The sequence below is a fragment of the Veillonella sp. CHU110 genome (assembly GCF_003992255.1).
Lineage (GTDB): Bacteria > Bacillota > Negativicutes > Veillonellales > Veillonellaceae > F0422.
Genome location: NZ_RQVA01000006.1, coordinates 1 through 14,304 on the forward strand (window position 1 = coordinate 1; position 14,304 = coordinate 14,304).

The window sequence follows — 14,304 nt, forward strand, 5'->3', positions numbered from 1 at the left end:
GGTTTAGCAACTTTCATTATAACAGAGAGCCTTCTTATTTTTTTATTTTTTTGTCACAAATGTATTATACCCTTACACGTTGCCATTCAGAGTAACTATATCACTGACTTTCGATTATAACTTGTCACATCAGTGCCAAGTTTTTCATACAATTCTTTTTCAGTAATCTTTCGGTTCCTAAGCGCTTGTAACTCTTTTTTTGTAATACCAATCAGTGCAATGAAGTCCACACGACCATAGGGTGTTTCAAGAGATTGTAAGTCTTTATCTGGAACTGTAATAAATGCAACAATGTTAGATGTACCTGCAATATCTATACCGACATTTTTCTTTGAGTACATACCTTCCACTAAATAAGTATCTTCATAAGGCTTTACTATACTATTTTCTTGTATAATATATTTTGCAAACTTCTGCAAAAGCAAAGCTATATTAAGCAGTTCTTTTTGTTCCTCAGCTTGATCTTTATATTCTCTTTTCTTTAATTTGAAGGTCAATTCCATACCAAATCCACTTTTTGTTTGGTCTTTACTCTCTTTATCATGCAATTCTGTTAATCCATATGTAATGAAGTGAAAATAATCTTCTTCTTTATGTATACTAATTTTCTCTAAAGGTTCTGTTCCGCCAGATTCCCATGGTACTTTCGGTGTGTAGTATCTTACACTCCACACAGAGGGGTGTATACGTTTTACTTCATTTTCTATAGCATCCATCCCATAGCGGTGCGTTTCTATAGCAGGAGAAGACTCATTGGACTCACTGGCTTTTTTAGGTGCAATATTAGCAAATTTACTGTTTGGTTTATCCAAATTAAAATCGTACCAAGGGTACCTTATATCATAAGGAATTGTAGTACCAGCATAGTAACTTATTCCTTCCTCCATATTACTAGTTCCAGTGATACCCGTCACCTCATTATCTGCTACACCATTCATAGCAAGAGCTCCAAAGAAGATTTGTCCTATCACAGCTATTAATAGTAACACCTTTTTACATACTTTCATTGTATCTCCTTTTTCTATACTGACAAAAAATCAGATATATATATTATATCAAACCATTATCTCATTTCCCATGATATCTTTTAATCCTACTATTCGTTGTATCAATAGTTCTTCCATGACTTTCATAATGACATAGAGAAAAGCAGTCCCATAGGAACTGCCTTTCATGAATAACTATTCTATTGTATCGTATCAATTATTTAGAACATGCATCTAACAGGTACGCAATGCCAATGAAAGGTATACCAGCACGCTCTCCTAAACCAATTTCACATGTGGAGCTAGAACTTACTCCTAGAGTTGCTCCGTATTCTTTTACTTCATCCCCTAAATCACGTGTAGCGGAATGGTTCAATTCCGGTGTAAAGAAACCTTTTTGCCCTGCAAAGCCACAGCATGCAAAGGATTTAATATTGAATACTTGATCTGTACATGCACGAGCAATGAGTTCAATGTATTTTTCTTTACCTACTTTTTTAATTTTACATTGTTTGTGAACAATGACACGTTCTTTACATTTCACAATGTCTAATCGTGGCACAATATGTGTATATAAGAATTCAGAAACATCCAAAATTGTTACCGATTTAATATGTTTTAAGGCATGTGAGAAACAAGCAGAATGATCAATAACCACTGGATACACACCACCACAGCTTGCTTCTAACAAAGCATTCTCTAAATCACGCAATGCGCGTTTATCAATATCTTCATAATTTTCAAAGCTTAATCCACAGCATAAGTTTTCAATATGAGGTGGATAAATGACATTGTAATTAGCCTTTTTACATAAGTTTTCCATAACTTGTTGTAAACTACGAGTATCTTTTTGACCTTGATTTGGTTTAAATGCTCGGTTAGCACATGTACTGAAGTAAACTACATTATCATTACCTACTGTATTACGTTGATTTTTTAATGTATGACGATTAGCTTTTGGCAATGTAGTAGGTGCATATGGAGTAATTCCAGTTAATTCATGAGCTCCTTTAGTAATCTTAGAAATTAATTTTTGAGTCAGAACTTTACCAGCTGCACCACCTAATGTAACCCCCATACGAGCTGCTGCCAAAGTTGCTGGGAAGTTATCATAAATGGCTTCTGCAATACCATGACCTTTTGCAGTCACTTTACGAACAGATAAAGCAATTTGTGCTGTATCAATACCTAGTGGACATAACATAGAACACATAGAACATGCCGCACATGTATCGACACCATAATATTGATAACCTTCTGCCAATGCATCTGCTTCTGCATGTTTACCTTCTTGACGCAAACGAGTTTCTTCACGAACTAATGAGATACGTTGACGAGGGGTCAATGTAATATTTTTAGATGGACAGTTTTTCTCACAGAATCCACATTCAATACACATATTGAACAATGGATCGATAGCTACCATCGCTTTTAGGTTCTTTTTATATACATCTGGGTCATCTGTAATGATAACATCAGGGTTGATTAAATAATTAGGGTCAAATAATTCTTTGATGCGGCGATTTACTTGGTATGCTTTCACACCCCACTCTAATTCTACGAATGGAGCCACCATACGACCAGTACCGTGTTCCGCTTTGATACTACCTTCAAGGGCTGCCACGCGTTCAGCCATTTCTTTCACTAGTCCACTGAAATTATCTCGTTCTCTAGGATCGTTCAAATCTGGAGTGATGATAAAGTGTACGTTACCACTTAACGCATGACCGAAGATGATACCATTATCCATAAAGTCATAGGTATGGAACAATTCAGTGATCATTTCAATACCTTTTACGAAGTCTTCGATTTTAAAGCATACGTCTTCGGTAATAACTGTAGAGCCCGATTTACGTTGGCCAGCGGCGATTGGTAACAAGCCTTTACGGATATACCACCAAGAATTATATTCTGCTGGATCTGTGGAATACAAGCTCGGAATAATAGTTGGAATATCTTTTAATTGATTTTTAATATATTCTACTTGTTCAGCTAATTCTTGTTCATTATTACTTTCAGATTGGAACAAAATACAGCTAGTTCCCTCAGGTACCCCACGTACGAAATCAGGCACTTGCTCAAGGTTTTGTACACTCTTCAAGCTAAGGTAATCCATCATTTCCGCAGATACAACGTATTTACGACCCATGTTAGCTAAGGTAACAACCGCACGAGATGCATCGGATAATTCTTTGTAGAATACAAGACCGCAGGCTTTGAATTTTTTGTCTTCTACTGTGTTATACACCACTTCGGATACAAAGCCTAATGTACCTTCAGAACCGATGAAGATGTGGTTTAAAATATCTACGATATCTTCAAAGTCAACTAAGGTATTAATGGAATAGCCTGTTGTATTTTTAATTTTAAATTTGCGTTGGATTAATTCCACTAATTCAGGGTCATCAAAAATCCATTGGCGAAGATCTAATAAACCTTTCACAAGATCTGCACGAGATGTTAAGAAGGATTTCACACTAGCTGGGTCGCTGGTATCTAAAATAGTGCCATCCACTAGTACCACACGAACAGATTTCACTGTTTGATAAGAGTTTTCTACGGTACCACAGCACATACCAGAGGAATTATTGTTGAAAATACCACCTACTAATGCACTGGCAATAGTAGCTGGATCGGGACCAATTTTACGACCGTAAGGAAGTAATTTTTCATTTGCATCAGAGCCAATAACACCGCAGTCACAGCGCAACGCTTTGCCACCATCAAGAACTTCCATCTGTTTAAATCCATCGTTTGCAACAATTAATACATTATCACTGGATGCTTGACCAGATAAAGAAGTTCCTGCTGCTCTAAATGTAACTGGTGTACCATATCGATTCGCCAATTCTAATAAACGAACCACTTCTGCTTCATTGTTTGCTTTCACCACAACTTCTGGCACATAGGAATAACAAGACGCATCGACACCATAGGCATAGCGGTGTAAGAAGTCTGTAAATACTCTGTCAGGACAAATCGTAGCTGCCTCAGTAGCAAATGAGGAAAAATCGTAACGTAACGGTGCTTTCATAATAGGACCTCCTAGCATTACTGCATGTATCAATCTTCACAATATTGAACCACTTGTTCAAAAAATCATAGAACACTATGTTATATCTATAGCTTATCATATATTTAATACTAAGTAAAATCTTTAATAATTTTTTATAATTATTGCTATTACCAAAAATCATAATAAATTTACAAAATTATTTTTTTCTTATATAATAGATAAGGAAATGAAAGTAGGTGACAAAATGCACGTATTAGGGGAACATGTATTAATCGATTTATATTCATGCATTGACGAAAAAATAGAATCTCCCGCTATTTTACAAGAAGCCATTGTGAATGCCCTGGCTATTACAAATCAAAGAGTAGAAGAAATTAACTGCCAAATTTTAGATGACGAAATTTTCTTAGTTGCAGTATCTCACCACTGCCATGTCATTCTTCATGCCTATCCACAAATTGGTTATGTAGCAGCAGATATTTATACATTTGAACGATCTGTAGAAACAAAAGTTATTATGAAAGAACTACAACGCTCTGTAGGATCTGAAAAAGTAAAAGCTACTAGTATTCGTCGTGGTGACTTTGGCAATGAACGAGATATGAAACCTCGTAAACAATCTTCATTAACTACTATGGGGCGAGTAACACGTACTCGAACTCGCTTGACAAAAACAGGTAAGAACATCACTAGCAAAGGAGTAAATGCTCTAAAAAAAGTGATGGGTACAAAAAAATAATATCGAACATAGAAACGGCTAGTTACTCATGGAAACTAGCCGTTATTTTGTTCGGTATTATAAAATTGATAGATAAAAGGCTGAGTCTAAATATATTCTATCTAGATTCAGCCTTATAATATGTGATTAGACTATTCAATTATAGCTGCAATGATAAGTGTCTACCACTTGGCTCATAGGCAGTAATAGTAACACCGGCAGTTTGAAATAACCGTTTTGATGCTTGCACTTCCCGAGTATCCTTGTAATCATCGCGCCAATAAATGACTTCTTTAATACCACTTTGAATGATAGCTTTTGCACATTCATTACAAGGGAACAAGGTGACATAGATTTTGCTGCCTTCTAAAGAACCGCCTCGATAATTTAAAATCGCATTCAGTTCACTATGAACAATATAAAAGTATTTATTGTCTTCTTCACGATTACGATTCCAAGAAAACTCATCATCATCACAACCTAAAGGCATACCGTTGTAACCGATAGATAAAATTTTATTATCATCGCTAACAATACAAGCCCCAACTTGTGTATTGGGATCTTTGGAACGCTGCCCTGCAAGCATAGCAACGCCCATAAAGTATTCATCCCAACTAATATAGTCCTTGCGCTTTTCCATGGGGAACCTCGACTTATTTTACGACAATATTAATTAATTTTTTAGGTACTACAATGACTTTTACAACAGTTTTACCTTCTGTAAATTCTTGTACACGTGGTAATGCTTTCGCTGCTGCTTCTAATTCTTCTTTAGATACAGATACTGATACAGTCAATTTATCACGCACTTTACCATTCACTTGGACAGCGACTTCTACTTCATCTACTACAAGTGCAGATTCTTCATAAGTAGGCCAAGAAGCCGCATGAACAGAACCTTCAAATCCACATTCATGCCAAATTTCTTCTGTAATATGTGGTACAAATGGCGCTAACAATAATGTTAATTTTTCAACTAATTCTTTTGCTAAATCGCTTTGTACTGTGTCATGACTATCTTTAAATTGGTACATAGCATTTACCAACTCCATAACAGTGCTGATGGCTGTATTAAAATTGAATTTACCATCTAAGTCTTCTGTTACTTTTTTGATAGCACGATGTAATTCACGGCGTAATGCTGTTTCGTCTTTGGATAAGCTATCATGATGACCAGCCGCACCTAATTGTTGATATGTATCGATGATACGCCATACACGACCTAAGAAACGATAGGAACCTTCTACGCCTTGGTCACTCCAATCAAGGTCACGATCTACTGGTGCTGCGAATAAAATAAATAAACGAGCTGTATCGGCACCATATTTCGCAATGATTTCTTCTGGAGATACTACATTGCCTTTAGATTTAGACATCTTAGAGCCTTCTTTTAACACCATGCCTTGTGTTAATAAAGCTTTGAATGGTTCGTCCACTTCTACTAAACCAATGTCATGTAATACTTTGACAAAGAAACGAGCATATAATAAATGCAAGATAGCGTGTTCAATACCACCAATATATTGGTCAACATTCATCCAATATTTAGCAATTTCTTTATTGAATACTTCTTTATCATTACGTGCATCTGCATAGCGTAAGAAATACCAAGAAGAATCAATAAATGTATCCATTGTATCAATTTCACGACGAGCAGGACCTCCACAACATGGGCAGGTAGTATGTAAGAAACTTTCCGATGTTGCCAATGGAGAAATAGCACCACCATCAAAGGATACGTCTTCTGGAAGTTTTACTGGCAATTGATCTTCTGGGACTAATTGTTCTCCACATTTGTCACAATATACCACAGGAATTGGACAACCCCAATAACGTTGGCGAGAAATCAACCAATCACGCAGGCGGAAGTTTACAGTTTTACGACCTGTGCCCTGTTCAGTGAAATAATCACCTAATGCTTGACGAGCTTCTTCAGAAGTTTTACCACTGAAGTCACCAGAGTTCACCAATACACCATCTTCTGTAAATGCTGTATCTAAAGAGGCAAAATCTAAATCTTGAGCACTGTTTTGTATCACCCAATTGATCGGTAAGTCATATTTTTTTGCAAAGGCATAGTCTCTTTCATCATGTGCAGGAACACCCATGACAGCACCTGTGCCATAATCTGCTAATACATAGTTAGCAATCCAAATTGGCACTTCTTTGCCAGTGATAGGATGTGTCGCATAAGAGCCTGTGAACATACCTACTTTTTCAGCTTCTGTAGATGTACGCTCAATATCACTTTGATTGCGCAATGTTTCAATAAACGATTCTAACTCTGCTTTATTAGCAGCATCCTGGATCAATTCTTTTACATATGGATGCTCAGGTGCCAACACCACATAGGATACACCAAATAAAGTATCTACTCGCGTTGTGTACACTTCAAATGATTTATCAATTTTAGGCACATGGAATGCAAATTGCGTACCTTCACTACGACCAATCCAGTTGCGTTGCATTGCTTTTACGCGATCTGGCCATTGGTCTAATGTGTCTAAATCTTCTAGCAAACGATCTGCATAATCAGTGATTTTTAAGAACCATTGTTTCAAGTCCTTTTTCACCACATCATTATCACAGCGCCAGCATTTACCATCGATAACTTGTTCATTCGCTAATACTGTATGATCGTGTTCACACCAGTTTACTTTGGCTTCTTTTTTATAGGCTAACCCTTGTTTATAAAATTGTTGGAATAACCATTGTGTCCAGCGATAGTAATCTTCTTTACACGTCGCAACTTCACGGCCCCAATCATAAGATAAACCCAATTCTTTTTGTTGACGTGTCATGTTGGCAATATTATCTAATGTCCAATCTTTTGGAGATACACCATGTTTAATCGCTGCATTTTCCGCAGGCATACCAAATGCATCCCATCCCATTGGATGTAATACATTAAAACCACGCATTTTTTTGAAACGCGCTACCACATCACCAATCGAATAATTACGCACATGTCCCATATGTAAATTGCCAGATGGATAAGGGAACATCTCTAACACATAGTATTTTTCTTTACTAGGATCATATTCCGTTTTAAAAACACCTGATTCTTCCCAATATGTTTGCCATTTCTTTTCAATATCTTGTGCCACGTATTTCTCGTACATGCTATGCCTCCTCATTCGTATGATTTATTACATTTAAGTATACTCCAATTATCGCCTAATATGCAAAGACTTTTTATAAGCCACAGCTTATTTCCTTTTAAATGTTAATACTACTTCTTTACCATCTTTTACAATCGTCGTAGAACGTGTTCCTGTGCTATCCTTTACATCTTCTTGCTTATCTTTTTGTTTCTTGTCTTTTTTCTTATCTTTTTTATCTTTCTTACTTTTAGATGCTTTTGTCTTTGTTTCTTGTTTTTCTAGCTTTTCCGAAGTACTAGGTTCAATCTGTTTCACACCATCTTTGTGATACACGCTATCTAACGCATAACTAATAACCGGCCATGCTTCTGGTGATTCAAATCCTTTCCTCCAAGCGGCTACACCAGCTAAATTAAGATCATTCACGATTGACATTTTATAACTTAATGATTGAGGATCTTCAAACCAAATTTTAGTAATTGACCCTTCATATGGTTTTGTTTCATCGTATATACCATATGTCCCATTCATATTAGTGAAAGTTACATAATTAGCTTTTAGACTATCATCCCAACGTATTGCCTCTTTAAAAGTTTCTTCTAATGCTAATGCTTTCGTCATAGCCAAAGTTTTACCTTTAGCTTTTCCTTGCCAAGAACCTTTTACCGGAATCGTCCATTCTCTCATGTAAAATGGCACCCCTAAGATAAGTTTTGAGTTAGGTACTTCCGACAATACTGTTTCTGCATGGTTTCGAACCCATGGATAGGATGCTACTGGCCCTGCCTTATCACTGGATGCCCAAGTTTCATCATAGGCCATGAGTATCACATAATCTACGGAGTCCGCGTAGCTTTTACGATCATAGGACTTAGACCAATTCTCACTGTCTGAATATCCTGTAATATCAATGGATGAATATAAATTATTATTACGTAATCCTTTGGCCAGAAAATCAACAAACTTTGCCATCTGCGCTTTATCTTTATAATGGATATTTTCAAAGTCAAAATTGTACCCATCATATCCATATTCAACAGCATAATTCACAAGCCCTTGCTTATACCGTTCCCATAGAGATTCATTTTTTAATATTTTACTTGTCAAGTCAGGATTAAACTGATTTGTAATTAAGGGCCATACTCGATATCCTTTGTTCGTGTATTCTTTGACATATTCATAGGATAACTTAGAACTTGCTTTTAATCCTTTTAGATCCAATTCAAACCAACTAGGCGAGATAATGGATGTGCCAGACTGTACATACTTATCTTCATACTTAGGTTCAGATACAAAAGGATCAAATACTATCGTAATCGGCAATGTTATCTCTTGTCTTGCAGGAACATGCAACATAGGTCCCTTATATTGTACATCCTTAACATCTGTTCCTACTTGTACAGTTTCGCGTGAAGCTTGTCCGTAAGGAATATGAATCATTGCTTCTACTTGATGATACATTCCAACTATAGTCCAAAGAGATATACTTAATATGACACTTTTTATACACTGTACATGTTTCATAATAGCTCCTATCAGCATACCATTCCGTATGCATCTACACCGTTATTCTTTAACTAATTATAAACTCATTAAATGTATTGGCTTCCATAAATTTGCCGTATTTTGTAATCGTACTCATTTCCTAGCCGTGCAATTAACTCAAACACTTCTGTCTGCTGTAATAAAGACTCCCCTCCTGTAATTGTAACAAGCGGATTCCCTAGGTCTCAAATCCGATCTGCCACAACTTCTACAGACATAGGGGTGTACTCATTCCCTTCATAGCTATAGGGAGTATCACAATAAGAATATCGTAAATTGCATCCATAAAGCCGCAAGTATGTATAATTTCCAAACTGGATAACTAATATATTATACCATAGATAGAAACACTATATCTAAAATATCCACAACTTTATTATAAAACTATCAATATAATCATTATAAACATAGAGTCTTCTATCGTAATTACAGGCATTTTATGATACACTACAATGGTAGGATATATTGTAATACTATGACATGAAATATAAAAGGAGGATGTATGCATCAATATTTATTCTTTATAGGAGAGTTTCCTATTCGCGCCTATGGTCTATTATTGGCATTAGGTATTATTAGTGCTGCCATTGTGGGCTATTTCATCATGAAAAAAGATGGCCGTGGTTGGGAAAAACACATGGTTGACTTTACTATTACTGTTGCTATTGCCGGAATCATTGGTGCTCGCTTATGGGATGTATTCTTCTTCGATTGGGGATACTACCATAATCATATATCAGAAATTCCATATGTATGGCAAGGTGGTATGGCTATCCAAGGTGGAGTTCTATTAGGTGCTATTGCAGGTATCTATTATTTAAAAAAACACAATGTAGATCCTTGGGCATTCGCTGATCTATTTGCTCCAGCACTCATGGTTGGTCAATCTGTTGGGCGTATGGCCAATCTAATGAATGGAGATGCCTTTGGACACCCAACCGGTGGTAATTATGGCATTATTTATCCAGAAACTACTCTAGCCTATCGCACCTATGGAAACCAACCTTTATGGCCAGCAGAAATTTGGGAAGGTCAAATCGACATCATTATATTTGTCATTTTACTATTAGCAAATGTGTTCCCTCATAAAAAAGGTCAAATCTTTTGCTTATATGCCTTCTTATATTCTGGGTTGCGCTTCTTCCTAGAATTCTTACGTGGTGACTATGTAAACTTAACCTTGGGATTTAAATCTGCTCAGGTCACTAGTTTAATTGTAATGGCTATATCATTTGGGATCTGGCTATATCTACACTATAAAGGAACAACAGATACACATGTATTCCCTACAGTGAAAGGCAAAAAACAAAAATAAGAAAAAGAGGAAAGGATGTATATAACAACACCTTTCCTCTTTTTCTTATCTAAGACAATACGTCTTCTGCTATAATTAATGCATCTAATTCTTCTAACGCACGTTGCGCAATCAATGCATTCTTTTCTTTTTTCTTACGTACTTTCGCACCCCAAGGTTCCATAATACCAAAATTTATATTCATAGGTTGGAAATTTGATCCTTCATAGGCACTAATATAGTGGCTTAATCCACCTAATGCTGTTGTTTTAGGGAACGTAACAAACTCTTTTCCACGAAGCATACGAGCTACTTGAATGGCTGCCATCATACCTGCTGCCGCTGATTCTAAATATCCTTCTACGCCTGTCATTTGACCAGCAAAGAACAAACGAGTATCCGACTTCAATTGGAATGCGTGGTTCAGTAATTCAGGAGAATTGATATACGTATTACGATGCATCACGCCATAACGAATGAACTCTGCATTTTCTAGCCCTGGAATCATTTGGAAGACCCTCTTTTGCTCTCCCCATTTTAAATGGGTTTGAAAGCCCACTAAATTATACATAGTAGCTTCCTTATTTTCTTTACGTAATTGTACCACTGCATGCCACTCAATGTTGTTCCGAGGATCTACAAGTCCTACTGGTTTTAATGGTCCATATCGCAATGTATCTACTCCACGGGATGCCATAATTTCAACCGGCATACAGCCTTCAAAATAGATTTCTTTTTCAAAGTCTTTTGGTTGCACCACATCAGCTGTAGTTAAGGCTTCATAAAAAGCATCATATTCTTCCTTTGTCATAGGACAGTTCAGATAGTCTGCATCACCTTTATCATATCGGGATGCAGCAAATACTTTGTCATAATTCAATGACTCAGCTGTAACTATCGGTGCTGCAGCATCATAGAAATAAAAATCCTTTGATCCTGTTAAGGCTTTGATTTTAGCCCCTAAAGCTTCAGATGTTAATGGACCACTGGCAAAGATGACAATCCCTTCTGGTGGAATCTCTGTCACCTCTTCATGAAATACAGTGATCAAAGGATGCTCTTTAATCCGCTTTGTAATTCTTTCACTAAATGCATGACGATCTACCGCTAAAGCACCACCTGCAGGCACTTGCGTTACATCAGCAGATTCCATAATCAAGGAGTCTAGACGACGCATTTCTTCTTTCAAAAGACCCACTGCATTTTCAATCGTATTCGCACGAAGTGAATTAGAACACACTAGCTCTGCAAATTGATCGGTATGATGCGCCGGTGAAGAAACGTTAGGACGCATTTCATATAAATGTACTGGAATCCCTCGTTTAACCAGTTGATAAGCCGCCTCTGATCCAGCAAGGCCAGCTCCAATAATAGTTACATATTCATTCATTCTTTATCTTCTTTCTTTGTTCTAGATTTACGTTTTGGTCTAGTTTCGCAGTCTGCATTAGAACAAAACTGTTTCGTTGTACCATTTTTATAGACTTTTTCAGCCATTAAGCTACCACAAACGGGGCAGGTTGCATTGATTGGTTTATCCCACATCGTAAAGTCACAGTCTGGGTACCCTTCACACCCATAAAACAGACGACCACGTTTTGATTTACGCTCTAAAATCTCATGTTGTTTACACTTAGGGCACATGACGCCTGTGCTAACTGTAATGGATTTAATATTTCGGCAATTAGGATAGTTTGAGCATGCCAAATATTTACCATATGGGCCTAGTTTATATACCATGTCATGGCCACATTTTTCACAAAGAATACCACTTTTTTCTGCCTCAATTTGTATTTTTTCAGCAGACTCAGCCTCATATAACTCTTTTTCAAATCCTTCGTAAAATTTATGAATAACAGCTTCATAAAAATTAGTGCCTTGTGCAATATGGTCTAAATCTTCTTCCATAGAAGCCGTAAATTTTGTATTAATGAACTCTCCAAAATGAGAGGTTAAAAACTCTACCACAGCAAATCCTAACTCTGTAGGTACAAACTGTTTATCCTTACGCTCCACATAATTTCGTTTTAAGATTGTGTCAATTGTGGCTGCATATGTACTTGGACGTCCAATACCTTGTTCCTCCAACACTTTAATAAGGCCCGCCTCTGAATATCGACTTGGTGGTTGTGTAAAATGTTGAAGTCCATCCATAGAAATAGGCTCCACTATGTCTCCCTCTGCAAAATACGGCAACATACGGTCCTCTTCTTTTTTAGTGTCCTCATAGACCTCTGTGAACCCCACAAATAATACACGACTCCCCGTCGTTTTTAATGTATAGTCATCTATTTCAAATTGTACAGTTACCGTTTCACTTTTTTGTGGTGCCATTTGGCTGGCTAAAAAACGATTCCAAATCAATGTATACAGTTTTAGCTCATCACTAGTTAAATAGGTAGCTACCGCTTTTGGTGGTAGTTCTAACATAGTAGGACGAATAGCTTCATGCGCATCTTGTGCATTAGCTTTTGTACCAAAAGTATTCGGTTTTGATGGGTAAAAATCTGGCCCAAATGTTTTGAGAATATAGGATTTAGCTGCCACTTGCATATCCTTTGAAATCCTTGTGGAGTCCGTACGCATATAAGTAATCAATCCCACATGACCATAGCCACCAATTTCTTTACCTTCATACAAATGTTGCGCCGCTGCCATCACACGCTTAGCATTCATATTTAGTTTACGCACACCATCTTGTTGCATCGTGGATGTCGTAAAAGGGGCTGGCGCTTTTCTACTACGCTGACGTGTTTCTATAGTTCGAACAGTCGCCTTTCTATCGCGAATATCTTCTAAAACTGCAGTGCTTTCTTCTTCATTAGAGATACTTAATTTATCTTCCCCTTTGTGCGTCACTACTACATCAAAGGTCTCTTTGGTATTTGTCTTATACTGACCTTCTATGGTCCAATATTCTTCTGGTACAAAGGCCTGTATTTCTCGTTCACGATCACAAATAATCCGCACTGCTACAGATTGTACTCGACCAGCACTAAGACCTTTGCAAATTTTTTTCCACAATAACGGGCTTAATTTATATCCTACGATTCTATCTAACACACGACGCGCTTGTTGTGCATCAACCATATGCATATCAATAGGTCTAGGATGTTCCATTGCCTCTTGAATAGCATGTTTAGTAATCTCATTAAAAGTAACACGACATGGCGTGGTTCCATCCATATTTAAAATATGGGCCAAATGCCACGATATAGCCTCTCCTTCACGGTCAGGGTCAGTGGCCAAGTAGATAGCTTTTGCTTTATCTGCTTCTTTACGCAAGTCTTCGATCACTGCTTTTCTACCTGGTACATTTAAATAGCGTGGTAAGAAGCCATTTCCAATGGAAACACCCATCTGCATCTTCGGTAAATCTCGCAAATGCCCCATACTTGCTTTGACCACATAGTCTTCACCAAGAAATTTTTCAATCGTATTTGACTTCGCAGGTGACTCCACAATGATCAACGTTTTACCTTCATCATTATAAGTTCTTGTAGCCTCCATCGTGATAGGCTCAGGACGCATCACCAAAGGTCTAGGCTCTGGTACTTTTGTACGCTGTTTTGCATCTGTAGTTGTCTCTTTATCTTTTTGTTTCGTTCCCGTCACAAAGGATCTAGTAATGGCCAAGAATC

The 14,304-nt window shown here is 37.1% G+C and carries 9 protein-coding genes; 2 read left to right on the forward strand and 7 right to left on the reverse strand.

The annotated features are described in order from the left end of the window. Positions 1–95 precede the first annotated feature (95 nt). Together EO122_RS03455 and EO122_RS03460 are read right to left on the reverse strand one after the other, a co-directional pair. The gene (locus EO122_RS03455) at positions 96–1,007 is read right to left on the reverse strand and encodes a suppressor of fused domain protein (RefSeq protein WP_127009390.1); all 912 of its coding nucleotides are present in this window, start codon (positions 1,005–1,007) and stop codon (positions 96–98) included. Positions 1,008–1,203: 196 nt separating this feature from the next. After that, the gene (locus tag EO122_RS03460; protein WP_127009391.1) at positions 1,204–4,020 is read right to left on the reverse strand and encodes an FAD-binding and (Fe-S)-binding domain-containing protein; all 2,817 of its coding nucleotides are present in this window, start codon (positions 4,018–4,020) and stop codon (positions 1,204–1,206) included. Between the two features lie 208 nt (positions 4,021–4,228). Here EO122_RS03460 and EO122_RS03465 point away from each other — a divergent pair, with 208 nt between their 5' ends. Beyond that, the gene (locus tag EO122_RS03465) at positions 4,229–4,741 is read left to right on the forward strand and encodes an S-adenosylmethionine decarboxylase family protein (RefSeq protein WP_126937283.1); all 513 of its coding nucleotides are present in this window, start codon (positions 4,229–4,231) and stop codon (positions 4,739–4,741) included. A gap of 139 nt (positions 4,742–4,880) precedes the next feature. Here the strand turns inward: EO122_RS03465 and EO122_RS03470 are convergent, their stop codons facing one another. The 3 genes from EO122_RS03470 to EO122_RS03480 all read right to left on the reverse strand — a co-directional run bounded on the left by EO122_RS03470 (position 4,881) and on the right by EO122_RS03480 (position 9,285). Continuing rightward, the gene (locus tag EO122_RS03470) at positions 4,881–5,360 is read right to left on the reverse strand and encodes a dCMP deaminase family protein (RefSeq protein ID WP_127009392.1); all 480 of its coding nucleotides are present in this window, start codon (positions 5,358–5,360) and stop codon (positions 4,881–4,883) included. A 13-nt stretch (positions 5,361–5,373) separates the two neighbouring features. Then, entirely contained in the window at positions 5,374–7,842 is a 2,469-nt protein-coding gene (gene leuS, locus EO122_RS03475; RefSeq protein WP_127009393.1) for a leucine--tRNA ligase, read from the reverse strand. A gap of 87 nt (positions 7,843–7,929) precedes the next feature. Next, positions 7,930–9,285 carry a glycosyl hydrolase family 18 protein gene (locus EO122_RS03480; protein ID WP_164725950.1) on the reverse strand — a complete coding sequence of 452 codons (1,356 nt, stop codon included), beginning with the start codon at positions 9,283–9,285 and terminating at the stop codon, positions 7,930–7,932. Positions 9,286–9,871: 586 nt separating this feature from the next. Between EO122_RS03480 and lgt the strand changes: the two genes are divergently transcribed. Further along, entirely contained in the window at positions 9,872–10,684 is an 813-nt protein-coding gene (gene lgt, locus EO122_RS03485) for a prolipoprotein diacylglyceryl transferase (RefSeq protein ID WP_127009395.1), read from the forward strand. Between the two features lie 49 nt (positions 10,685–10,733). On the opposite strand, the gene trmFO is transcribed toward lgt, so the two are convergent. Continuing rightward, positions 10,734–12,053: a methylenetetrahydrofolate--tRNA-(uracil(54)-C(5))-methyltransferase (FADH(2)-oxidizing) TrmFO gene (trmFO, locus tag EO122_RS03490; RefSeq protein WP_127009396.1), complete on the reverse strand. Its 1,320-nt coding sequence runs from the start codon at positions 12,051–12,053 to the stop codon at positions 10,734–10,736. After that, the gene (topA, locus tag EO122_RS03495; RefSeq protein ID WP_371413181.1) at positions 12,050–14,299 is read right to left on the reverse strand and encodes a type I DNA topoisomerase; all 2,250 of its coding nucleotides are present in this window, start codon (positions 14,297–14,299) and stop codon (positions 12,050–12,052) included. The genes trmFO and topA overlap by 4 nt, the downstream gene beginning before the upstream one ends. Positions 14,300–14,304: the final 5 nt, after the last annotated feature.

What these genes read in the sequence shown, in the direction of transcription:
- EO122_RS03455 (WP_127009390.1), bottom strand. Translation starts at nt 1,007, where the DNA reads ATGAAAGTATGTAAAAAGGTGTTACTATTAATAGCTGTGATAGGACAA.
- EO122_RS03460 (WP_127009391.1), bottom strand. Translation starts at nt 4,020, where the DNA reads ATGAAAGCACCGTTACGTTACGATTTTTCCTCATTTGCTACTGAGGCA.
- EO122_RS03465 (WP_126937283.1), top strand. Translation starts at nt 4,229, where the DNA reads ATGAAAGTAGGTGACAAAATGCACGTATTAGGGGAACATGTATTAATC.
- EO122_RS03470 (WP_127009392.1), bottom strand. Translation starts at nt 5,360, where the DNA reads ATGGAAAAGCGCAAGGACTATATTAGTTGGGATGAATACTTTATGGGC.
- leuS (WP_127009393.1), bottom strand. Translation starts at nt 7,842, where the DNA reads ATGTACGAGAAATACGTGGCACAAGATATTGAAAAGAAATGGCAAACA.
- EO122_RS03480 (WP_164725950.1), bottom strand. Translation starts at nt 9,285, where the DNA reads ATGTATCATCAAGTAGAAGCAATGATTCATATTCCTTACGGACAAGCT.
- lgt (WP_127009395.1), top strand. Translation starts at nt 9,872, where the DNA reads ATGCATCAATATTTATTCTTTATAGGAGAGTTTCCTATTCGCGCCTAT.
- trmFO (WP_127009396.1), bottom strand. Translation starts at nt 12,053, where the DNA reads ATGAATGAATATGTAACTATTATTGGAGCTGGCCTTGCTGGATCAGAG.